The organism is Haloarcula sp. JP-L23, from assembly GCF_011602445.1.
Classification (GTDB): Archaea; Halobacteriota; Halobacteria; order Halobacteriales; family Haloarculaceae; genus Haloarcula; species Haloarcula pellucida.
Genome location: NZ_CP050014.1, coordinates 2,545,709 through 2,566,865, shown reverse-complemented (window position 1 = coordinate 2,566,865; position 21,157 = coordinate 2,545,709). Strand labels below are relative to the sequence as shown.

General features: G+C 65.9%; 23 protein-coding genes and 1 pseudogene. 18 read left to right on the top strand and 6 right to left on the bottom strand.

Annotated elements, in window-relative coordinates; all coding sequences use genetic code 11:
- Positions 1–70 precede the first annotated feature (70 nt).
- On the top strand, positions 71–1,246 hold the full coding sequence (locus G9465_RS13270) for a Xaa-Pro peptidase family protein (RefSeq protein ID WP_166970752.1): 1,176 nt from the start codon (positions 71–73) through the stop codon (positions 1,244–1,246).
- A 14-nt stretch (positions 1,247–1,260) separates the two neighbouring features.
- Here G9465_RS13270 and G9465_RS13265 read toward each other — a convergent pair whose 3' ends face one another.
- Positions 1,261–1,410 (bottom strand): DUF1272 domain-containing protein, encoded by a 150-nt coding sequence (locus G9465_RS13265; protein WP_166970750.1) that lies wholly within the window; start codon positions 1,408–1,410, stop codon positions 1,261–1,263.
- Positions 1,411–1,613: 203 nt separating this feature from the next.
- On the opposite strand from G9465_RS13265, the gene G9465_RS13260 reads away from it, so the two are divergent.
- Positions 1,614–1,781 carry a hypothetical protein gene (locus G9465_RS13260; RefSeq protein ID WP_166970748.1) on the top strand — a complete coding sequence of 56 codons (168 nt, stop codon included), beginning with the start codon at positions 1,614–1,616 and terminating at the stop codon, positions 1,779–1,781.
- 45 nt (positions 1,782–1,826) lie between these two features.
- Positions 1,827–2,036: a ribbon-helix-helix domain-containing protein gene (locus G9465_RS13255; RefSeq protein ID WP_166970745.1), complete on the top strand. Its 210-nt coding sequence runs from the start codon at positions 1,827–1,829 to the stop codon at positions 2,034–2,036.
- On the opposite strand, the pseudogene G9465_RS13250 reads toward G9465_RS13255, so the two are convergent.
- Positions 2,037–2,444: pseudogene (locus tag G9465_RS13250) on the bottom strand (hypothetical protein). It lies immediately after the preceding gene.
- A 60-nt stretch (positions 2,445–2,504) separates the two neighbouring features.
- Positions 2,505–3,185 carry a hypothetical protein gene (locus tag G9465_RS13245; RefSeq protein ID WP_394353970.1) on the bottom strand — a complete coding sequence of 227 codons (681 nt, stop codon included), beginning with the start codon at positions 3,183–3,185 and terminating at the stop codon, positions 2,505–2,507.
- A 122-nt stretch (positions 3,186–3,307) separates the two neighbouring features.
- Here G9465_RS13245 and G9465_RS13240 point away from each other — a divergent pair, with 122 nt between their 5' ends.
- Positions 3,308–3,997, top strand: coding sequence for a VOC family protein (locus tag G9465_RS13240; RefSeq protein ID WP_166970743.1), 690 nt, complete (start codon positions 3,308–3,310; stop codon positions 3,995–3,997).
- Between the two features lie 114 nt (positions 3,998–4,111).
- Complete coding sequence (locus tag G9465_RS13235; RefSeq protein ID WP_166970741.1) at positions 4,112–7,303, top strand: carboxypeptidase regulatory-like domain-containing protein; 3,192 nt, start codon at positions 4,112–4,114, stop codon at positions 7,301–7,303.
- 13 nt (positions 7,304–7,316) lie between these two features.
- Here the strand turns inward: G9465_RS13235 and G9465_RS13230 are convergent, their stop codons facing one another.
- Positions 7,317–7,616 (bottom strand): DUF5779 family protein, encoded by a 300-nt coding sequence (locus tag G9465_RS13230; protein WP_166970739.1) that lies wholly within the window; start codon positions 7,614–7,616, stop codon positions 7,317–7,319.
- Positions 7,617–7,728: 112 nt separating this feature from the next.
- On the opposite strand from G9465_RS13230, the gene G9465_RS13225 reads away from it, so the two are divergent.
- The 13 genes from G9465_RS13225 (at position 7,729) to pfkB (ending at position 19,166) form a co-directional block, all read left to right on the top strand.
- Positions 7,729–8,976, top strand: coding sequence for a LeuA family protein (locus G9465_RS13225; RefSeq protein WP_166973038.1), 1,248 nt, complete (start codon positions 7,729–7,731; stop codon positions 8,974–8,976).
- Positions 8,977–9,309: 333 nt separating this feature from the next.
- Positions 9,310–11,073 (top strand): biosynthetic-type acetolactate synthase large subunit, encoded by a 1,764-nt coding sequence (ilvB, locus tag G9465_RS13220; protein ID WP_166970737.1) that lies wholly within the window; start codon positions 9,310–9,312, stop codon positions 11,071–11,073.
- Between the two features lie 14 nt (positions 11,074–11,087).
- Positions 11,088–11,675, top strand: a complete 588-nt coding sequence (gene ilvN, locus G9465_RS13215) for an acetolactate synthase small subunit (RefSeq protein ID WP_166970735.1) — start codon at positions 11,088–11,090, stop codon at positions 11,673–11,675.
- The gene (gene ilvC / locus G9465_RS13210; protein ID WP_166970733.1) at positions 11,668–12,699 is read left to right on the top strand and encodes a ketol-acid reductoisomerase; all 1,032 of its coding nucleotides are present in this window, start codon (positions 11,668–11,670) and stop codon (positions 12,697–12,699) included. The genes ilvN and ilvC overlap by 8 nt, the downstream gene beginning before the upstream one ends.
- Complete coding sequence (locus G9465_RS13205; RefSeq protein WP_166970731.1) at positions 12,692–12,937, top strand: hypothetical protein; 246 nt, start codon at positions 12,692–12,694, stop codon at positions 12,935–12,937. Before ilvC ends, G9465_RS13205 begins: the two co-directional genes overlap by 8 nt.
- A complete protein-coding gene (gene leuC, locus G9465_RS13200; protein WP_166970729.1) occupies positions 12,934–14,355 on the top strand; it encodes a 3-isopropylmalate dehydratase large subunit in 1,422 nt (473 codons plus the stop codon). Before G9465_RS13205 ends, leuC begins: the two co-directional genes overlap by 4 nt.
- A complete protein-coding gene (gene leuD, locus G9465_RS13195; protein ID WP_166970727.1) occupies positions 14,352–15,050 on the top strand; it encodes a 3-isopropylmalate dehydratase small subunit in 699 nt (232 codons plus the stop codon). Before leuC ends, leuD begins: the two co-directional genes overlap by 4 nt.
- A gap of 254 nt (positions 15,051–15,304) precedes the next feature.
- A complete protein-coding gene (locus G9465_RS13190; protein WP_166970724.1) occupies positions 15,305–15,946 on the top strand; it encodes a hypothetical protein in 642 nt (213 codons plus the stop codon).
- A 46-nt stretch (positions 15,947–15,992) separates the two neighbouring features.
- Entirely contained in the window at positions 15,993–16,118 is a 126-nt protein-coding gene (locus G9465_RS26105) for a hypothetical protein (protein WP_255491946.1), read from the top strand.
- Positions 16,115–16,375: a hypothetical protein gene (locus G9465_RS13185; protein ID WP_166970722.1), complete on the top strand. Its 261-nt coding sequence runs from the start codon at positions 16,115–16,117 to the stop codon at positions 16,373–16,375. The genes G9465_RS26105 and G9465_RS13185 overlap by 4 nt, the downstream gene beginning before the upstream one ends.
- Positions 16,376–16,423: 48 nt before the next feature.
- On the top strand, positions 16,424–17,407 hold the full coding sequence (locus G9465_RS13180) for an isocitrate/isopropylmalate dehydrogenase family protein (RefSeq protein ID WP_166970720.1): 984 nt from the start codon (positions 16,424–16,426) through the stop codon (positions 17,405–17,407).
- Between the two features lie 86 nt (positions 17,408–17,493).
- A complete protein-coding gene (gene glpR, locus G9465_RS13175; protein ID WP_166970718.1) occupies positions 17,494–18,255 on the top strand; it encodes an HTH-type transcriptional regulator GlpR in 762 nt (253 codons plus the stop codon).
- Positions 18,252–19,166, top strand: a complete 915-nt coding sequence (gene pfkB, locus G9465_RS13170; RefSeq protein ID WP_166970716.1) for a 1-phosphofructokinase — start codon at positions 18,252–18,254, stop codon at positions 19,164–19,166. The genes glpR and pfkB overlap by 4 nt, the downstream gene beginning before the upstream one ends.
- 1 nt (position 19,167) lies before the next feature.
- On the opposite strand, the gene G9465_RS13165 is transcribed toward pfkB, so the two are convergent.
- Complete coding sequence (locus G9465_RS13165) at positions 19,168–20,283, bottom strand: hypothetical protein (protein WP_166970714.1); 1,116 nt, start codon at positions 20,281–20,283, stop codon at positions 19,168–19,170.
- A 3-nt stretch (positions 20,284–20,286) separates the two neighbouring features.
- Positions 20,287–21,069, bottom strand: a complete 783-nt coding sequence (locus G9465_RS13160; protein WP_166970712.1) for a class I fructose-bisphosphate aldolase — start codon at positions 21,067–21,069, stop codon at positions 20,287–20,289.
- Positions 21,070–21,157 lie beyond the last annotated feature (88 nt).

The window sequence follows — 21,157 nt, the reverse complement described above, 5'->3', positions numbered from 1 at the left end:
GCCGTCTCGGCGCGGGCACTGCTACCGTGGCGTCGGTAGCCCTTTGCCGTCGCCGACCGGACGCCTGTGTATGGACCCCGGCCTCTCGGCACTCGACGAGTATCTCGACGAGACGGACACCGACGGCTATCTACTGGACGCGGACTCGGAGGACTCCGACCAGTACTACCTCTCTGGCTTCGACGCCCCGGACCCGTTCATCACGCTGTACGACGGGGAGACGCACCTGCTGTTCCCGCGCAGTCTGGAGTTCGGCCGCGCCAAGCGGGAGTCGCGGGCCGAGTCGGTCCAGCGGTACGTGGACTTCGACCACGCCGAACTGGTCGACGAGTACGGCCCCGAAGAGGCCGTTTCGTACGTCCTCGCGGCGTTTCTCTCCTCCTACGACGTCGACAGCGTGGCCGTTCCGCCGCGGTTCCCGCTCAAGACGGCCGACGGCCTCCGCGCACGCGGCGTCTCCGTGACCGCCGACACCGACGGCGTCGTCACCGAGATTCGCGCGACCAAGACCGACGAGGAAGTCGACCACGTCCGCACCGCCCAGCGAGCGAACGAAGCGGCGATGGCCGCCGCCGAGGACCTGCTTGCGGACGCCACGGTCGACGATGACGGCACGCTCACACACGACGGCGAGACGTTGACGAGCGAACGCGTCAAAGAGGAAATAGAAGTGACGCTCCTGCGACACGGCTGTTCGCTCGACGAGACTATCGTGGCTTGCGGGGCCGACGCCGCCGACCCCCACGACCGCGGGAGCGGCCCGCTGACGGCCGACGAGCCGATTATCGTCGACATCTTCCCGCAGGACAAGTCGACGAAGTACCACGCCGACATGACACGGACCTTCTGTAAGGGCACGCCGAGCGACACTGTCGAGGAGTGGTACGACCTGACCGAGCGAGCGATGGACGCGGCGTTCGACGCGCTGGAACCGGGCGCGACCGGCGAGGACGTCCACGACGCCGTCTGTGACGTCTACGAGGACGCCGGTCACCCGACACTGCGGAGCGACGACCGGACGGAGACGGGGTTCATCCACAGCACCGGCCACGGTGTCGGCCTCGACGTACACGAACTTCCGCGCCTCTCGCCCGTCGGTGGGGACCTCGAACCGGGCCACGTCGTCACTATCGAACCCGGTCTCTACGACCCCGAGGTGGGTGGTATCCGCATCGAGGACATCGCCGTCGTCACCGAGGACGGCTACGAGAACCTCACCGAGTACGAAAAACGACTGGTGGTGTAGGTGGGCAGGCCGCCCTACAACTGCTCCATCTGCCCACCGCAGTTCGGACACGCGGCTTCCGGTAACTCCGTCTGTTCCCCGCAGACGACACACTCATAGCCCATCTCTACCGCTTCGTCCGTGTCGTTGCTGACGATGCCTGTGAGTCGTGAGAGGAGGCCCATTGGTGTCCTCCACGGTAACATACCACGCGATTTATCAAAGTTCTTGTCACTGACAAAATCATTTCTGCCGGTTCGTTCATGAACATTTATTATAGATGGGGCAAAAGGAGCTGGTAGCCTATGCTTGTACCCAAAGCACGCGCCGCACGCACACGCACAGCCCACACGGACGACGACGCCAGACGACCCACACGACCCCCAGGATGACAACACGAATCACGACACCCACCGACGACGACGCGTATCCGACAGACACCCCGACGTTCGACGCGGCGCGCCGGTCCGGTTCCGACCGCGCGCAGATGATGTTCTCACCGACTAGCTCCGCGACTGCCGGTCAGTTCGACACCGACGCGGACGAACCCCGCTGACGACGGGACACAACCGTTTTCCTGCCGGCCGGCAATCGTTCAGGTATGGCCGAATACACCACCGTCTCGATACCGAAAGACCTCGCCGAACGCGTCGAGGGCACTATCGAGGGGACCAGTTTCTCCAGTACGTCGGACCTCGTCCGCTTTCTCCTGCGGAGCATCGTCGTCCAGCACCAGCGAGAGGGCGAACTGACGGAAGCGGAGTTCCAGGACATCGCCGACCAGTTGCGGGACCTCGGCTACCTCGAATAATCAGGCCAGCGACTCTTCGGGCGGTTCGACGTCGAGAATCGTCACGTCCTGCTGTCGTCCCGAGCGGTCGAATGCGGCGAACGACGCCTCGTCCCACGGGGGGATGGCGACGAACACCACCGCGTGCAGGTCGTCTGTCTTACTGACGCCCATGTAGCCGTCGGGGTGGGAGACGAACCGGCCCTGCGTCTGGCCGGCGGGCGTCCCGAGGTCCATCCCGAAGACGGCGTTGACCGACCCGCCGGCCGACGGGAGGTAAAAGTCCGTGAACACCGGCGTCTCGGGTCGAGGCCGGTCTCGGGCAGGTCCCGGCCGCCGTGACCGCCAGCGATATCGTCACGTCGTCGGGCTCTGCCTCCCGTGCCAGTCGCAACAGCGTCTCGACGAGGCGCGTGTGACGTAGACCACGCGTATCGTTGTCGTGGCACGCGTATAACCCGTCGCCGACGAGCGCCGGAGTAGCCCGGTTCAGCCGAGAACGAGCGACTTGATGTTCTTCGCGTACAGGCTCGGCGTGCGGGAACGAGAGCCCCGGAGCGCGTAGATGAGCGCCTCCGTGGCACCCTCCATGATGCCGTGGCCGTGGCCGACGAGCAGTCGGTCCGGGTCCAGTCGCTTCAGTTTCGACGGCGGCGTCAGGCGGAGCATCGGGTGGACGCCCAGACGCTCGTCGCCGGCGAGGAAGTAGTCCGCCGTCCCGACGGCTTCGGGGACGACCAGCGTGTCGTCGTCGTCGCCGTACAGCGCCGCTTCCTGCCAGAACGGGTTGTTGACGAGTTTGTGGACGCCGTAATCGGTGCCCGGAATCTGCCGGCGGACGCGCTCGACCGGCGCGTCGAGGTCGGATTCGACGCCGGACATCCACTCCGGGATGTACACCGGCACGTCGTGGCGGTTGGCGACGGCCGCGCTGTCACGCTTGTGCCGGTCCAGCAGGACGACGACGCCGGCCACCTCGCCGAACTCGGCGAACAGGTCGTCGATACCGTCGGTGTCGACCGGGTCGACGACGACGACGCCGGCCTCGGTGTCGAGGGCGTGGCTCACCCGCTGCATCGTCTCTTCAGGATGTGGGAGCCAACTGACGCCTCGCTCCCAGCGGTTCGTCTCCTCCCACCCTGTCGACGGCCCGGAGCCTTTCATAGGCATATCGCTCCGTAGGCCCTCAGCGTGGATAAATGTTCGAAACGGGGCCATCTGGAACACGGTACCCGTCTCGGACTGGCCCGCAGGTACGGACAGTTTTGACCCTCGACTACGAACGTCGTCGTATGGTCTCGCACCCGGAGTGGCTCACGCTCGAAGTGAAGTACACCGACCGGATGACGGCGTTCTACGACGCCTTCCTCGAGATGGACGTGGTCAGAGAGACCGAACAGTCGGCAGTTCTGGCCGCGGGCGACACCGAACTCCGTCTGCGGTCGCCGGGGCCGGTCCCTCGTGGTGGCCTGCACACCCACTACGCGATGACGATTCCCGAACGCGAGTACGACGACTGGTGGGACCGCCTCGACGAGCGGTTCGACCTCGTCGAGGAGACGTTCGGCGGCGAGCGCTCGCTGTACTTCTACGACCCGGAGGGTAACTGCGTGGAACTGGGCGAGCGCCCCCACGAAGGCCACGGCGTCACCGGTCTGTTCGAACTCGTCCTCGAAGTCGAACAGTTGGACGCCGCCGTCGAGTTCTACCGGGCGCTCGGGTTCGAGATGGCCGACGACGGGCGCGAGACGGGCCGTGTGCGGTTGACGACGGGCGAACTGGACCTCGAACTCTGGTCGCCGCGGCTCGGAATCGCCGACGCCCGCGGCGGCGTCCACGTCGACTTCGGCGTCGCCGCCGCGGACCCGAAGTCGGTCGCTCGCGAGGTGGCCGACGAGGCACTGGCGGTCACGTCCGTCGACGACGGTGTTCGCATCCGCGACCCGGACGGGCACTACCTGACGCTGGTGTCGCCGTCGTGACGCGCCGCGTAGAACTCAAATGAGGTTTACGAACGTTTGACATTTGGTCGATATGTTCTCAGCAGTGATAATGCGACCCGAACGTATTTTTAAAAGAATGTTACTTCCCCAATCATGGTTGAGCAGACTCGGAAGCTTCGGGCGATATGGTTGTCGGCGCTGCTCGTGTTCTCACTGCTCGCGTTCGGCGTCGGAACCGTACCCGGCGGTGCGGTCTCCGGTAACGCCGCGTCGAACGCGGCGGGCAACGCCGACCTGACGACGGCACAGTCGGCCGCGGGGGAGTACGCCGACTACTCGGTCCGTGCTGATTTCGACCCATTGAGCAAACGAGCACAGACGCTTCGGGTGAACTTCACCGGTACCGGTGCCGACCTGCAGAACGCGCGCGTCAGCGGCGTCACCGTCACCGTCGGTGGCACAAAGCAGGACGTCGGTGTCAGTTCCACGACCGCCGTGAAAAGCGGTGAGGCACTGGACGTCACCCTTGCAAGCGACATCCCCGACGGGAGTCCGGTCACAGTCACGTTCGACGTGCGGTCCGTCCAGAACCCTGCGCTGGCGGACGACCACAACGTGACCATCGACGCCCGGACCAACGGGCAGAACGTCCAGCGAGCCAACGACGAAGTGACTATCGTCGAAGGCGGTGACATCACCGGAACGGTAACCAACGAGAGCGGGTCGGCACTCACCGACAACAGCGTCGACGTCCGCATCGTCCAGCCAAATACCGGGACCGTCGTGACTAGCTACGGCGTCAACCCGAACAACGGGGTGTACAGGGCCACGGTCCCCGCGGGGACGTACTACGTCAACGTGACGGCGGACGGCTACGCCCGCCAGTCGAGTACGGTGAGTGTCACGACCGGCGGCTCGGTCACGAACGACGTGACGATGGAGTACGGTGGCTGGGTCAACGGGACGGTGACCAACGGCACCGGGGCACCGCTGGACGGCGTCCAGATTCAGGCCCTCCGGGCCGGGTCGAACGACCTCGCTGCCACTACGACGACGGCCAGCGACGGGTCGTACTCGCTGGCACTCGACCCCGCCACGAGTTCGTACGTCATCCTCGCCTCGCCGGGCACCGGGGACGACTACGACGTCGACTTCCGCGAGGGTGTCACCGTGACCGACGGGGCGACGACGACGGTGAATATGACCACGCCGAGGATTCCCGGCGACGGAACCCTCTCCGTGTCGGTCACCGGTCCCAACGGGAAGGATATCGACGGTGCGACCGTCAGTTATCGGAGTTCGGACTACCGGTTCGGCGGCCGAACGACGACCGACAGCACGGGGCAAGCCGCCATCACGACACCGGCAGAGACCTATCTGGTCCGTATCGAGGCGCCCGGCTACGGTCCGAAGGTCGTCCGCGGCGTGACGGTCAACGAGAGCGAGACGGCCAACGTGGCGGTCTCGCTCTCCTCCCCGGCCACCATCGAAGGGTCAGTCACTGACGTCGATGGGAGTGGTGCGAGCCGCGTGCAGGTGCTCGTCAGCGACGGCGAGAACTTCTACCCGGCCACGACCGACAGCAGCGGCGACTACTCCGTTACGGTCTCGTCCGGAAACTACACCGTCTCGGTGTTCGCACGGGACAAGAGCGCGTCCTCGAAGTCGGTCACCTTGCGTTCCGGCGAGACTGAACGGGCGGACTTCTCGCTGGAGAAAGCATCGGTCAAGGCGTCGAACGTCACCATCACGTCCGGACCCGGTGACCGGTCGAATCTCGGGGTGCGGACCGACCTCCAATCGGGCCTCCTACAGCTGCAACTCGTCGACGAGTCCTCCTACAAGGGTAGCGGCGTCGGCAAGCCCGACAACCTCACCAGCCTCGGCGTTACCGAGTCGACGGAGTTCCGCATCGATCTCACCGTGAAAAACTTCGACCCCAACTCGCTCATCTGGGGGCTCAGAAACGCTAGCTGGGAGACCTCACCCAACGCGAGCGTGAAAGACGGGACCGACATCACCATCACCGGTTCGACGGTCGACCTACAGGCAGTCGCCATCGACAAACACGGCGTCGGCCCGCTGCTGTTCCAGAGTCCGTCGCAAGTGAGTTGGCCGACCGGCCGGAACGCGGCGGCCGACGTCGGATTCACGCGGACGGTGTACTTCGGGCTGTTCGACCTCTCGACGGTGCCCGGGCCCGTCCAGAACAACCTCAACGGCATCAGTACGACGACGAACGCCCAGCGGTTCGCGCCGCCGACTTACGACAACGGGTCGCTACAGGTCTGGATGGCCGCACCGAGCAAGAACACGAGCGGTGGGAAACACACCGGGTTCTATCAGGCGACCATTCCGGACGCCCAACTGAACGAGTGGGGCGTCGACGATCCCGAGACCGAACTCGACGTCTCGTTCAAGAACGAGCCCCGGAAGTTCACCGTCACTGAGATCGACGACGGGGCCCGTATCCTCATCGAGAACATCAGCTACTCCGCAGGGTACGCCGAGATATCCCCGAACGAGACGGCTATCAGTTCCAACTCGGGTGGCAGTGATAACGGCGGGTCCAGCGGGACGACCGCCCCCACGGTGAGCGACACCGAGTCCGAAGAGACCACGAACACGACGGCGAACACGACCACGACGCCGTCAGTCGTCGAGGTGTCCGCCGTCCAGAACGCGAGTACCGGCATCGCGACGGCGACGGTGGCGACCGTCCAGGCCAACGAGACGGTGTCGGTCCAGTTCGACGGGACCGACGACACTACCGCGACCGACGGAGCGCGAATCACCCGAGTCAACGTCACCGCCGCACACAGCGTCGAAGATCTCGACGTGAGCGTCGGCCCGTCGTCTGAGTCGCCCTCGGACGTCCCGGCGCTCTCGACCGAGCGTACTGCCGCGGCCGTCGAGTACGTGACCATCGACACCAGCATCACCGACGGCAACGTCTCCGAGGCGGCGATACACGTCACGCTCACCGAGAGCGAGCGCGAGTCCCTCGGCGTTAGCCGGGCGAACGTCACGGTGTACCGCTACCACGACGGCTGGCAGGCGTTGAACACGACCTCCCTCGGCGACGGCGAGTACCGCGCAGAATCACCCGGCTTCTCGACGTTCGCCGTCGGTGGGCCACAGCGAAGCGTCGAGCGCACCGAGACGGCGACGACCACCGAGACGCACACCGAGACCGCGACGCCGACCGCCGAGCGGGCAACTGTCGAATCCACGTCTTCGCCGACGCCGACCGTGAGCGGGTCGAGCGGTCCCGGGTTCGGCGTCGTCGTGGCGCTACTGGCCGTGTTCGGCGTGGCGCTGCTGGCCCGGACTCGACGGGCATAACCCGCGGTCCGTTTCAGAGCCGGCCGGTGTCGATGGTGACGCCCGGCGGCGTGACGACGAGAAAGCCGCGGAAATGCATCAGTTCGCCGCCGGACTCCTTGACCGGACGGGCGAACCCGGACGCGAGTTCGTTCAGGTCGCCGTCGACGTCGAGGACGAGAACGGCGCCGTCCTCTATCATGTCTAGCCACTCGTCGTCCTCCTCGGACCCGTCGAGGACGCCGAGGACGACGCGGTTGCTCCCGCCCGCGTCGGCGTCGGCCGCCATCTGGTCCTCGACGGCCTGCAGGTCCAGTCCCTCGAAATCACTCATACCCGCGTACAGACGCGGCGGCGGCAAAAATCCTCGGCCCGGCGTCTGACGTCCGGCATCCGCGAGGGAGCGACCGACCGCCCAGAACCGGCCCGATGGACAACTATAAATACTGGAAGTGTCCAGATATAGGTGCTTATGTCCAACAACGAGGGCACGTCGGAATCTCCGGCGGATCGAGTTCTTCCAGGGCACACTGGATTCCACGTCTGAGATAACAGACGCACGGATTTTCGACACCACGCTGCGTGATGGTGAGCAGTCGCCACGCACGTCGTTCAACTACGAGGACAAACGCGAGATAGCCGCTGTACTCGACGAGATGGGGACCCACGTCATCGAGGCCGGATTCCCCGTCAACTCCGACGCGGAGTTCGAGGCAGTGCGCGACATCGCCGAGTCCACGACCGTGACGACCTGCGGTCTAGCGCGTGTGGTCGAGAAAGACATCGAGGCGGCCTTAGATTCGGGTGTGGACATGGTCCACACGTTCGTCTCGACGTCGGACGTACAGTTGCAAGATTCCATGCACGCGACCCGGCAGGAGGCACTCGACAGCGCCGTCGAGAGCGTCGAGCGCATCGTCGAGGCCGGTGCCGAGTGCATGTTCTCGCCGATGGACGCCACCCGGACCGACGAGGACTTCCTCGTCGAGGTCATCGAGGCGACGTCCGAGGCGGGTGCGGATTGGATAAACATCCCAGACACCTGCGGGGTCGCGACGCCACGTCGGTTCTACGACCTCATCGAGATGGTCGACGGGCACACGGACGCCCGTATCGACGTCCACGCCCACGACGACTTCGGTCTGGCCTCCGCGAACGCCATCTCCGGCTTCGAGGCGGGCGCGAGTCAGGCACAGGTGTCGGTCAACGGCATCGGCGAACGGGCCGGGAACGCGGCCTACGAGGAGGTCGTCATGACGCTGGAGTCGCTGTACGACGTCGAGACCGGCATCGACACCACCCGTATCACGGAGCTGTCACGGCTGGTCGAGGAGAAGTCCGACATCCCGGTTCCGGCGAACAAGCCCATCGTGGGACGCAACGCCTTCTCCCACGAGAGCGGCATCCACGCGGCCGGCGTCATCGAGAACTCCGATACGTTCGAACCCGGCGTCATGACCCCCGAGATGGTCGGCGCCGAGCGCGAACTCGTACTGGGGAAACACACCGGTGCACACTCGGTACGCGAGCGGTTGGTCGACGCGGGCTACGCGCCGACCGACGCCGAAGTGCGAGAAGTGACCCGCCGCGTCAAGGACTACGGCGCGGAGAAACAGCAGGTTACGATGAGCGAACTGGAACGGTTCGCCACCGAAGTCGGCGTCGACGAGGAGACCGAGGAGGTCCGCGCGTAGGCCGATGACCGGACCTCCGGCCGCGACGAACAGTCACCAGCGGCGCGCAGTGTCGCGTGTTCGCTATCGAGACGTGCGACAGCACCTCTCACAGAACGTTTATTACCCGTGGCAAACAGATTTTCGACGTGATGACAGCGCACGCTGGACCGCGGGTTCGACCCATCGCCAGCGGCGCGGACCTTCTTCGCGACGTGCGTATTGTAGGGGCTGTATAGCCCCTCACACCCCACTTTCGTCGCCGGCCGTACCGACTTTCCACCACACAGCAGAGACGCCAGCTATGCACGCAGGACACACACAATCGCGACAGACACACGGGGGGACGACAGCATGAGCGAACGTGCGTCCGTCCCCGCGGAGGACGAACAGGCAGACGACGAATCGACCGAGGAACAGGCACCGGTCACCACGGGCGCGCAGTCCGTCGTCCGCGCGCTAGAGAACGCCGGCGCCGAGTACATCTTCGGCGTCCAGGGCGGCGCAATCATGCCGGTCTACGACGCCCTGTACGACTCGGACATCACCCACGTGACGATGGCCCACGAGCAAGGGGCCTCTCATGCCGCCGACGCCTACGGTATCGTCACGGGCGACCCCGGCGTCTGCTTTGCCACGTCCGGGCCGGGTGCGACTAACCTCGTGACCGGCATCGCCGACGCGTCGATGGACTCGGACCCGATGATCGCGCTGACGGGACAGGTCCCGACCGACTTCGTCGGCAACGACGCGTTCCAGGAGACGGACACCGTCGGCATCACCCAGCCCATCACCAAGGAGAGCTACTTCGCGAACCACTCGGACACCGTCGGCAACGACGTCAGCGAGGCGTTCGCGCTGGCCGACGCCGGTCGACAGGGACCGACGCTGGTCGACCTCCCGAAAGACGTCACGCAGGGCGAGACGGACGTCGAACCGATGGCGCCGACCACGCCCGACACCTACGACGTCCCCGACGAGGCCGACGACGAGGCCGTCCAAGAGGCCGCCGACGTGCTTGCCGACGCCGACCGGCCGGTCATCCTCTCCGGTGGCGGCGTCATCAAGGCCGACGCCTCCGGAGCGCTCCGGGAGTTCGCGATGGAGTACGAGATTCCGGTCATCACGACGATGCCCGGTATCGGGAGTTTCCCCGAGGACCACGAACTCTCGCTGGAGTGGGCCGGGATGCACGGCACCGGCTACGCCAACATGGCCATCACGAACACGGACTGCATGCTGGCCATCGGGACGCGCTTCGACGACCGTCTGACCGGCGGCGTCGATTCGTTCGCGCCGGACGCGGACCTCGTCCACGTCGACATCGACCCGGCGGAGATCAGCAAGAACGTCTACGCCGACTACCCGCTCGTCGGGGACGCTCGTGCGGTCCTGCGCCAGCTGTTCGACGCGATGCCGCGCGCGCCCGACGCCGACGAGTGGCGCGAGCAGTGCCAGGACTGGAAAGACGAGTACCCGATGACCTACGAGATGCCCGACGACGAACCGCTGAAACCGCAGTACGTCGTCGAGACGTTCTCCGACGTGACGCCGGACGACACCATCGTCTGCACCGGCGTCGGCCAGCACCAGATGTGGGCCTCCCAGTTCTGGGAGTACACCGAGCCCCGGACGTGGGTCTCCTCCCACGGCCTCGGGACGATGGGGTACGGCGTTCCCGCGGCCATCGGCGCGAAACTGGCCGCACCCGACCAGGAAGTCGTCTGCTTCGACGGCGACGGCTCGTTCCTGATGACGGTGCAGGGGCTCTCCGTCGCGGTCCGGGAGAACCTCGACATCACGTACGTCATCCTCAACAACGAGGCCGTCGGGATGGTCCGCCAGTGGCAGGACGGGTTCTACGAGGGCCGTCGCATGGCCTCGGAGTACCCGTGGATTCCGCAGTTCGACAAACTCGCCGAGGCGTTCGGCGCTCGCGGCTTCCGCCTGGAAGAGACCGACGACGTCGAGGACACCATTCAGGCAGCGCGCGACTACGACGGGCCCAGCGTCATCGACGCCCACATCGACCCCGGGGAGAACGTCTTCCCGATGGTTCCGAGCGGCGGCGACAACGGTCTGTTCGCACTGGAAGAAGACCATCTGGAGATGCTCTAACGATGACTGGAGGAATGCCAGGCCCCGCGCCCGACGAACGGATGCGCCCCGAGGGCCGACGCAACTCGCAAGGGATTCGCGTCGACCCCGAGGCCGAAGTGACCCACGAACCGCGACAGGCGGTGCTGTCGGCGCTGGTCAAACACCGTCCGGGCGTGCTCTCCGAAGTGTCCGGACTGTTCAGCCGCCGCCAGTTCAACATCGAAAGCCTAACCGTCGGCCCCACGAGTGACGAGAACATAGCCCGGATGACCATCCTCATCGAGGAGCCGGAGCCGGGCATCGAGCAGGCCAAAAAGCAGCTGCAGAAGCTCGTGCCCGTCATCTCGGTGATGGAACTGGAACCGGAAGCGGTCCGGCGCGAACTCGCGCTCATCAAGGTCGGTGGCGAGAAACCCGACGACGTCAACGCCGTCGCGGAGATGTACGACGGACAGGCCGTCGACGCCTCCACCGACTCGGTGACCGTCGAGGTCACGGGTAGCAAACAGAAGATAGACGCTGCCGTCGAAGCCTTCCGGCAGTTCGACGTGCAGGAGATCGTGCGGACGGGGGCCGCCGCACTGGAACGAGGCCCCACAACACTCGATAAAGATGACTGACGAACTCACGACGACCGTCTACTACGACGACGACGCAGACGTATCGACACTCGACGACGAGACAGTTGCCGTACTCGGCTACGGCTCACAGGGCCACGCTCACGCCCTGAACCTCCACGAATCCGGGGTCGACGTCGTCGTCGGCCTTCGTGAGACGTCCTCCTCGCGACAGGCCGCCGAAGACGCCGGCCTGCGCGTCGAGACGCCCGACGTGGCGGCCCGCGAGGCCGACCGCGTCGTGATGCTCGTCCCGGACACGGTCCAGCCAGCCGTCTACGAGGCCATCGAAGACGAACTCGACGCCGGCGACACGCTCCAGTTCGCCCACGGGTTCAACATCCACTACGGCCAGATCGAACCGCCGGAGGACGTCGACGTGACGATGGTCGCGCCGAAGTCGCCGGGCCACCTCGTCCGCCGGACCTACGAGCGCGGCGAGGGGACCCCCGGCCTCGTGGCCGTCTATCAGGACGCCACCGGCGACGCATTCGAGGAGGCACTGGCCTACGCGAAGGGCGTCGGCTGTACCCGTGCGGGCGTCATCGAGACGACCTTCCAGGAAGAGGTCGAAACCGACCTGTTCGGCGAGCAGGCCGTCCTCTGTGGCGGCGTCACCGACCTCGTGAAGGCCGGCTTCGAGACGCTCGTCGATGCGGGCTACGCCCCGGAGATGGCCTACTTCGAGTGCCTGAACGAACTCAAGCTCATCGTCGACCTGATGTACGAGGGCGGCCACATGGAGATGTGGAACTCCGTCTCCGACACCGCCGAGTACGGCGGCCTGACCCGCGGTGAGGAGGTCATCGACCGCGAGGGCATGGAGAAGATTCTCGAAGAGGTCCAGAACGGCGAGTTCGCTCGCGAGTGGATCAACGAGAACCAGGCCAACCGACCCGCCTACAAGCAGTACCGGAACGCAGAACAGAACCACCAGATCGAGGAAGTCGGCGCCGGCCTGCGCGAACTGTTCGCGTGGGGCGACGACGCCGACCAGCAGAAAGAGGAAGCACCAGCAGATGACTGATACGAACGACACGATGGGCGACGTGGACCACACGCACCCACACACGAACGAGACGTTCGGCGCCGCGTTCAAACGCGGCCCGGCGGTGGCGGCCGACGGCGGTGAGCGCGATTCAGAGGCCGACGCCGAAGGGAATCGGACGGCGGAGACGATGGAAGACGTCGACCACGAGGCGCCCGGTGAGGGCGTCGCACGCGCCTACGAGCGCGGCACCGAAGGACGGGACGAGACAGTATGAGCCAGGGTACCCTCTACGATAAGGTATGGGACCGGCACAAAGTCACGACGCTGCCCAACGGGCAGGACCAGCTGTTCGTCGGCCTGCACCTCATCCACGAGGTCACCAGCCCGCAGGCGTTCGGGATGCTCCAGGAGCGCGGTCTCGAAGTCGCGCGCCCCGACCTGACCCACGCGACGGTCGACCACATCGTCCCGACGGCGAATCAGGACCGTCCGTACGCCGACGACGCCGCCGAGCGGATGATGGCCGAACTCGAAGAGAACGTCCGCGACGCGGGCATCGAGTTCTCGGACCCGACCACCGGCGATCAGGGTATCGTCCACGTCATCGGCCCGGAGCAGGGCATCACCCAACCCGGCAAGACCATCGTCTGCGGTGACAGTCACACCTCGACCCACGGTGCCTTCGGTGCGCTGGCGTTCGGTATCGGGACCAGCCAGATTCGCGACGTGCTGGCGACCCAGACCATCGCGATGGAGAAACAGAAGGTCCGCAAAATCGAGGTCACCGGCGAACTCGACGAGGGCGTCGAGGCCAAGGACATCATCCTCGAAATCATCCGCCGTCTCGGTACCGAGGGCGGCGTCGGCTACGTCTACGAGTACGCCGGCGAGACCATCGAGAACCTCGACATGGAGGGTCGGATGTCTATCTGTAACATGTCCATCGAGGGCGGCGCTCGCGCGGGGTATGTCAACCCCGACGAGACCACCTTCGAGTGGCTCGAACAGACGGACTACTTCCAGGAGCACCCCGAGAAGTTCGAGGAACTCAAACCGTACTGGGAGTCCATCCAGAGCGACGACGACGCCGAGTACGACGACGTCGTCGAGATCGACGCCAGCGAACTGGACCCCGTCGTCACGTGGGGGACCACGCCCGGACAGGGTATCGGCATCGACGACCCCATCCCGGCACCCGAGGACCTCGCCGAGGACAAGCAAGACACCGCCCGACGCGCCCAGAAGCACATGCGCGTCGAACCCGGAGAGACGATGGAGGGCTACGACATCGACGTCGCCTTCCTCGGCTCCTGTACCAACGCTCGCCTCCCCGACCTGCGCCGTGCGGCCCGCATCGTGAAGGGTCGACAGGTCGACGAGGACGTGCGAGCCTTCGTCGTCCCCGGCAGTCAGCGCGTCCAGCGCGCCGCCGAGGAGGAAGGCCTGAAGGACGTCTTCGAGGAAGCCGGCTTCGAGTGGCGCAACGCTGGCTGTTCGATGTGTCTCGGCATGAACGAGGACCAGCTAGAGGGCGACGAAGCCTGTGCGTCCTCGTCGAACCGGAACTTCGTCGGTCGACAGGGTTCGAAGGACGGGCGCACCGTCCTGATGAACCCCCGGATGGTGGCCGCCGCGGCCATCACCGGCGAAGTCTCTGACGTCCGCGACATCAAGGAGGTGACGCTGGCATGAGCGACCCGACAGAGGAGATTCCCGAAGTCGACTACGTCGAGGGGACCGGTATCCCCATCCGCGGGAACGACATCGACACGGACCAGATCATCCCGGCCCGGTTCATGAAGGTCGTCACCTTCGACGGACTGGGCGAGTTCGCCTTCTTCGACCTGCGGTTTGACGACGAGGACAACCAGAAGGACCACCCGATGAACGAGGAGCGGTTTCAGGACGCCAACGTCATGGTGGTCAACAACAACTTCGGCTGTGGCTCCTCCCGCGAACACGCCCCGCAGGCGCTGATGCGCTGGGGCATCGACGCCATCATCGGCGAGGGCTTCGCCGAAATCTTCGCGGGCAACTGCCTCGCGCTCGGTATCCCGACGGTGACCGCCGACCACGAGAGCATCAACGCGCTCCAGCAGTGGGTCGACGACAACCCGGACGGGAAAATCGAAGTCGACGTAGCGGCCGAGACGGTCCGCTACGGCGTTCCGGAATCGGACGATTCCGGAGCCGAGCAGAACTCGAAGAGTTCTGCGCTCGGCAACGAAATTTCTGTCTCCGTCGACGACGCGCAGCGACAGGCACTCGTCGAGGGCATCTGGGACACGACGGCCCTGATGAAAGCCAACCGGAACGCCATCGAGGAGACGGCCGACCAGTTGCCGTATCTCGACCAGACCCGGTCGGACGTCGAAGCGGACGATTAGCTAAGCAGGGTTTCATCCCTGTGGCGTCCCTCGCTGTGTCGCACAAACCGCCAGTACTCACCAGCGGACGACGCTGATTCCCGGTTCTGTCGACGGTAACCGTATAATACTACCTGTAGTAGCCAGTGTGCCACTGCGTCGGCGTCGGCAAAACGGCCACACGTCGCTGGCTGGTTCCGGACGGTGGCCAGTCGACCGCTCACAGCGGGCCTTAGCGACTGTCTAACTAAACCCTGACCGACCACACCAGCGCTATGGCCACGTTCGACGCGCGACAGATGCAATCACTGACTGGGCTTCAGGCCACGGCCCGGACGTTCCTCATGGTCGGGTTCACCGTGGTCGAGACGGTCGCGCTGGGGCTCTGGTTGGCACTCGTACAGGGGGCGCCGGTCATCTCACGCCCGGCGGCCATCGGCCTCGGTGTGTTGACGGTCGGACTCGTCGTCGAACACGTCCTCACCGACGCCACCGTCAACGGCCTCTCACTCTCTTTCCCGCTCGCTCGAATTGTCGGTATCAGCGTCTCCGAGGCGTTGCTCTGGGCCGTGTGGCTCGGTATCGCCGATAGGCTCGGCGGCGTCGACGGTATCCTCGTCGCCGGCGCGGTCCTGTCGGTGTTGCTCGTACCACAGCACAGCGTCGAGGACAACATCCTCCGGGGGGAGGCGCCGCTATCGAACGTGGTCAACCTCAACACTATCGGGTTCAGCCTCGTCGAAGGTATCGGAGCGACAGTGTGGCTGTTGCTGGTCTTCGAGGGCCAGCAGTTCGCGGGCCTGCTCGCCACTCTCGGCTTCGGCGGCGTCGACCCGGCCGCGGTCGGCCTCGCGGCGCTGGGCATCTTCTTACTCGTCGAACACGACATCGGCGTGACGCTGGCCCGGCAGGGGTGAGCGGTCGCCCCGGCCGATTTTAGTTCCGTCCCCCCGGAGCGTAACCGTGACACAGCACGCCCTCCTGCTTTCCCTGATAGTTCTCGTACTCCTCGTTACGGTGGTGTCGGTCGCGCTCTGGGTCGCCCTCGACGCGGCGTCACGCGGTCTGAACCCGCGGTCGCGGTCGTGACCTATCCCGTCGCCCCGCTGACGCTATCTCTCCTTCGACGGCGACGCGAGCGAGTCAGCGACCCGGGGCGCCGATACGTCGCCGCGAGGACCCTCGCCGTCGGGAGTCTGGTCGGATTCCTCACCGCCGCCGTCGCCGCGCCGCCGGACCCGTTCACGCAACTGTACTACTGGCTCGGTACGTATCCGGTCGCGATAGCCGTCGCGTTGGCCGTCGACCGCTACTGGCTCGGCGCTGGCGACCGCGTAACTTTCTGACGCCCACGAACCGAACCACTTTCACGGACCGCCCGCCTCTCGGCGCACATGACACACGAGATTGCGGTCATCCCCGGCGACGGCATCGGGCAGGAAGTCACGCCCGCCGCCGTCTCGGTACTGGAGGCGCTGGAGACGGTCGACTTCGAGTTCGTCGAGGCTGCGGCCGGCGACGCCGTGAAGGCGGAGACCGGCGAGGCACTCCCACAGGAGACGCGGGACATCGCCGCCGACGCCGACGCGACGCTCTTTGGCGCGGCCGGCGAGACGGCCGCCGACGTCATCCTCCCGCTGCGCGACGTCGTCGGGTCGTTCGCCAACGTCCGCCCCGCACGCTCGTACCCCGGCCTCGATGCGGTCCAACCGGACACCGACATCGTCTTCATCCGCGAGAACACCGAGGGCGTCTACTCTGGCATCGAGAACGAGATAGTCGACGGCGTCCGGACGCTGACACGCGTCGTCACCGAGGACGCATCCCGGAACATCGCCGAGTTCGGCTTCGACTACGCGAAACAGAACGACTACGACGACGTGACCATCGCGCACAAGGCCAACGTGATGCGCGAGACGGACGGCCTGTTCCTCGAAACCGCCGAGGCCGTCGCAGCGGAACGCGATGCCGACTACGACACGGCGTTGATGGACGCGCTGGCGATGCACCTCGTGATGACGCCCGAGGAGTACGACGTCGTCATCTGTCCGAACCTCGCGGGCGACATGCTGTCTGACCTCGCGGCCGGCCTCGTCGGAGGACTGGGACTGCTACCGTCGGCGAACGTCGGCGAGGAGAACGCGCTGTTCGAACCCGTCCACGGCTCTGCGCCCGACATCGCGGGCGAGGGCATCGCCAACCCCTCGGCGATGGTTCTCTCCGCGGCGATGCTGCTCGACCATCTCGGCTACGACGAGGAGGGCGGCCGCGTGCGCGACGCTGTCGAGGCCGTCCTCGAATCCGGACCACGGACCCCGGATCTCGGCGGCGACGCTTCCACCGAGGCGGTCACGGCGGCAATCGTCGACGAACTGTAGCGACCGACCGCTCCCTTCTTCGCTCACAAACGCGCAACAGTCGATAGAAAGTGGTAAAACCGAAGCGAAACAATCACGGGAACAGTATGCTCCCGGCCGAACGCAAGCGGACCATCGTCCAGTTAGTGACAGAGCGAGACGGCTGTTCGGTCGCGGTACTCGCCGACGAACTCGAGTTCTCGAAGGCGACCATCCGACGTGACCTCCGTGACCTCGAAGCCGAGGGTCGCATCGAGCGGTCCCACGGTGGTGCTGTTCCGGCCTCCTCGGTCGGCACCGAGCGGTCGTACGACCAGCGCGAGGTCGAGCGACTCGACGCCAAACAGGCCATCGCCGTCCGCGCCAGCGACGAGATTCGCGACGGACAGGTCGTCTTCTTCGACGCTGGGACGACCACCATGGAAGTCGCACGCGCAGCGCCTGACAGCGGCTACGTCGCGGCGACCAACATGCCAGCACTCGCCATGGAGCTTTCGAACCGAGAGATAGACGTCAAGTCTACCGGGGGGACGCTCCGGGCCCGGACGAAGGCGCTGGTCGGGCCGACCGCCGAGGCGTTCTTAGACCGGACGAACTTCGATCTCCTCTTTCTCGGGACGAACGCGCTGGACGCGGAGGCCGGTCTCTCCACACCGAACGAGGACGAGGCCGAAGTCAAGCGGCAGATGGTCGAACGGGCCGGTCGCGTGGTGCTCGTAGCGGACAGTTCGAAGTTCGGGGAGCGCAGTTTCGTCTCGTTCGCGGACCTAGACGACGTGGACATGATGGTTACGGACGGTGAACTCCCGGCCCCCCTCGCCGATGCGTTCGCAGACGCCGATGTCGTCGTCGAAGGAGTCAGCAAATGATCGTTACAGTCACGTTCAACCCAGCAGTCGACCAGACGATTCAGTTCGACGAACCGATGGCACCCGACCACGTCATGCGAGCCACCGATGCTCGGTTCGACGCGGCGGGCAAGGGAATCAACGTCGCCCAGTTTCTCACGGCGCTCGATACGGACTGTGCCGCGACCGGCATCGTCGGCGGGTTCACCGGCGAGTTCATCCGCGACGAACTGGCGGCCGACGGCGTCGAGACGGCCTTCGTCGAAGTCGACGGGACGACGCGGTTGAACACCACCGCGCTGGCCACCGACGCCGAGTACAAACTCAACCACGACGGGCCGACGGTAGACGACGCGGTCGTCGATGCCACCATCGATCGGATTCGTTCGAACGACCCCGAACAGGTCGTCGTCAGCGGCAGTCTCACGCCCGGCGTGTCGCTTTCTGACGTCGACGCCGTCGCCGCGGCCGGCGACTGGGACACCGTCGTCGACATGGAGGGACGCGCTCTCCGCGAACTCGACGAGCAGTACGCGCTGTGCAAGCCAAACCGCGAGGAACTCGGCGAGGCGACCGGTGCCGACGTCTCGACCGTCGAGGGGTGCGCTCGCGCGGCCGACGCCTTCCGCGACCGCGGGTTCGACCGCGTACTGGCGTCGATGGGCGGCGACGGCGCGGTACTCGCTACCGGGTCGACGCTCCTGTACGCCGAAGCGCTGAACGTCGACGTAGTCGGGACAGTCGGTGCGGGCGACGCGCTCCTCTCGGGCGCCCTCGCGGCGTGGGACGCGGGTGCCGACGACGCCGCAGCGTTACAGAACGGCGTCGCCGTCTCCTCTCGACTGGTCGAACAGGCCGGCACGGCGGTGCCGGCGCTCGACGACGTCTCGGCGTTGCGAGAACGAGTGACCGTCCGGGAACTGGACGGCTGAGTCAGAACTTCTCGTCGTAGGTATCGACGAACGACCGGACCTCGCCGAGCGATGGCTGGTCGGCCGTGCGGACGAAGTGTCCAGCGACGGCGTTGCCGACGACGACGGCCGCCGCCGGCGAGAGGTCCGTCACGAGGCCGAGGCCGAGGCCGGCGTTGAAGTGGTCGCCGGAACTCGTCGTCAGTTCGGGGTCGTCCACCGCCGGCACGGAGACGCTGTCGGTCCCGGCCGGAGAGACGACGACCGAGCGGTCGACGCCGTGGCCCACGAACCACGTCGGGTCGAGCGCCTCGTGGACGGCCTCGGCGGCCGCTTCGAAGGAGCGGTCGGCCTCGCCCGAGTAGGCGTCGGCCAGAACGCCGGTCTCGGCGCGGTTCGAGGAGACGACGACGTCGGTCACCTCGTCCAGCCGACCGATGGCCTTGCGGCCCGCGCGCAGGCGGTCTGCGTCGAGTTTCCGCACGTCGCCCGGGTCGACGAGGACGTGCCCCGGCGGGGTCTCGATGTCGTTCCAGACGTCACACAGGCCGTCGAGGATGTCGGGCAGGTTCGGCGCTTCGGACCAGTAGCCCATCCCCAACAGGTCGGCACCGTCGAGGCGCTGGGCCAGTCTATCGTGGCCGAAGCGCTCGCCGATGTCGGCCCAGTCGAGATGCATCGTGTCGCCGATCTCGCTCAGCATCAGTTTGCCGTCGTCGAACTCGATGGCGTCCGTGACGCCGGGGGCTCCCATCGAGTTGAGATCGAACTCGCCGAACTCCGCCTCGAACGCCTCGTGGACGGGATCACCGTACATCCCGACGAGCGTCGGGTCGAACGACCACGTCCCGAAGGCGCGGGCGAGGTGACAGGTGTGGCCACCCGTTCGGCGGCCTTCCTCCAGCCACTCGAACGTGAGGGAACTGTCGGCGGCGACGGAGCGGTCGACCCGCTCTCCGAACGCGGCTATCGTCGCCAGTCGCTCGTAGGTGTCCGGGTCCGTCCGGTCGGCGACGACTTCCCGGACGCGGTCGAGGTAACCGTCGAAGCCGAACACGACGCGGCCAGCGTCTATCGCCTCGGCGTCGGGCAACTCCTCGCGCGCGTCCGCGACGGCCCGTCGGGTAGCCTCGTCCATGGCCTACAGGACGTCGTCGGCGCTTTCGCCCTCGAAGACGACCCCTTCTAACTTATCGAGGATGTCGTAGGGGTCGTCGCGCTGCCAGACGTTACGGCCGACGGCCAGCCCCGAGACGCCGACGTCCATACAGTCGGCGACGAGTTCGAGGAAGTCGCGGTCCGACGTTTTCGAGCCACCGGAGAGCAGGACGCGGTTGTCGGCGGCGGCGTCGACGGCGTGGGCCATCGCGTCCTTGTTCCGGGGGTATTTCACCTTCGTGAAGTCAGCGCCCAGTTCGAGACCGATGCGGGCGGCGTAGGCGATGATGTCGCGGCTCCGGTGTTCCTTGACGGCCTGTCCGCGCGGGTACGACCACATCGCGATTGGGAGGTCGTGGTCGCGGGCGGCCTCTTGTACCGGCCGGAAGTCCTCGAACATCTCGGGCTCTTTGTTCACGCCGGGGTAGATGGTGTAGCCGATGGCGTCGGCGCCCAGTTCGGCGGCGTACTCGACCGACCAGTTGTGGGCGGAGTAGGGGTCGCCCATCCAGAGGTCCGAGCCGCCGTTGAGCTTCGCGAGGAGGTTCACGTCGTCCTCGTAGCTGGGGTAGTAGGTCTCTGCGAGTCCTTTGCCGACCGCCAGCGCCGTGACGGCGTCGTGGGTCGCCATCTCGAACACTTCGCGGGGGTCGAGACGTTCCTCGACGCCGCTGAACTGCTTCGGCCCGTGTTCGAGGCCGTGGTCGTGGGCCAGCACGAGCGTCTTGTCGTTGCGAACGAGCGGCGAGTCTGCTACAGGTCGCATATCGAAAATCTACCCAGAACGCACATTAACAGTTTTCGGTTGTGCTTTTTTACTACTGTCCGAGTCCGTTTCTGCACGTCCCCGAACG

What these genes read in the sequence shown, in the direction of transcription:
- ilvC (WP_166970733.1), top strand. Translation starts at nt 11,668, where the DNA reads ATGACTGACGAACTCACGACGACCGTCTACTACGACGACGACGCAGAC.
- G9465_RS13240 (WP_166970743.1), top strand. Translation starts at nt 3,308, where the DNA reads ATGGTCTCGCACCCGGAGTGGCTCACGCTCGAAGTGAAGTACACCGAC.
- ilvN (WP_166970735.1), top strand. Translation starts at nt 11,088, where the DNA reads ATGCCAGGCCCCGCGCCCGACGAACGGATGCGCCCCGAGGGCCGACGC.
- pfkB (WP_166970716.1), top strand. Translation starts at nt 18,252, where the DNA reads ATGATCGTTACAGTCACGTTCAACCCAGCAGTCGACCAGACGATTCAG.
- G9465_RS13255 (WP_166970745.1), top strand. Translation starts at nt 1,827, where the DNA reads ATGGCCGAATACACCACCGTCTCGATACCGAAAGACCTCGCCGAACGC.
- G9465_RS13235 (WP_166970741.1), top strand. Translation starts at nt 4,112, where the DNA reads ATGGTTGAGCAGACTCGGAAGCTTCGGGCGATATGGTTGTCGGCGCTG.
- G9465_RS13265 (WP_166970750.1), bottom strand. Translation starts at nt 1,410, where the DNA reads ATGGGCCTCCTCTCACGACTCACAGGCATCGTCAGCAACGACACGGAC.
- G9465_RS13245 (WP_394353970.1), bottom strand. Translation starts at nt 3,185, where the DNA reads ATGCCTATGAAAGGCTCCGGGCCGTCGACAGGGTGGGAGGAGACGAAC.
- G9465_RS13260 (WP_166970748.1), top strand. Translation starts at nt 1,614, where the DNA reads ATGACAACACGAATCACGACACCCACCGACGACGACGCGTATCCGACA.
- ilvB (WP_166970737.1), top strand. Translation starts at nt 9,310, where the DNA reads ATGAGCGAACGTGCGTCCGTCCCCGCGGAGGACGAACAGGCAGACGAC.
- leuD (WP_166970727.1), top strand. Translation starts at nt 14,352, where the DNA reads ATGAGCGACCCGACAGAGGAGATTCCCGAAGTCGACTACGTCGAGGGG.
- glpR (WP_166970718.1), top strand. Translation starts at nt 17,494, where the DNA reads ATGCTCCCGGCCGAACGCAAGCGGACCATCGTCCAGTTAGTGACAGAG.
- G9465_RS13160 (WP_166970712.1), bottom strand. Translation starts at nt 21,069, where the DNA reads ATGCGACCTGTAGCAGACTCGCCGCTCGTTCGCAACGACAAGACGCTC.
- G9465_RS13165 (WP_166970714.1), bottom strand. Translation starts at nt 20,283, where the DNA reads ATGGACGAGGCTACCCGACGGGCCGTCGCGGACGCGCGCGAGGAGTTG.
- G9465_RS13190 (WP_166970724.1), top strand. Translation starts at nt 15,305, where the DNA reads ATGGCCACGTTCGACGCGCGACAGATGCAATCACTGACTGGGCTTCAG.
- G9465_RS13180 (WP_166970720.1), top strand. Translation starts at nt 16,424, where the DNA reads ATGACACACGAGATTGCGGTCATCCCCGGCGACGGCATCGGGCAGGAA.
- leuC (WP_166970729.1), top strand. Translation starts at nt 12,934, where the DNA reads ATGAGCCAGGGTACCCTCTACGATAAGGTATGGGACCGGCACAAAGTC.
- G9465_RS13230 (WP_166970739.1), bottom strand. Translation starts at nt 7,616, where the DNA reads ATGAGTGATTTCGAGGGACTGGACCTGCAGGCCGTCGAGGACCAGATG.
- G9465_RS13270 (WP_166970752.1), top strand. Translation starts at nt 71, where the DNA reads ATGGACCCCGGCCTCTCGGCACTCGACGAGTATCTCGACGAGACGGAC.
- G9465_RS13205 (WP_166970731.1), top strand. Translation starts at nt 12,692, where the DNA reads ATGACTGATACGAACGACACGATGGGCGACGTGGACCACACGCACCCA.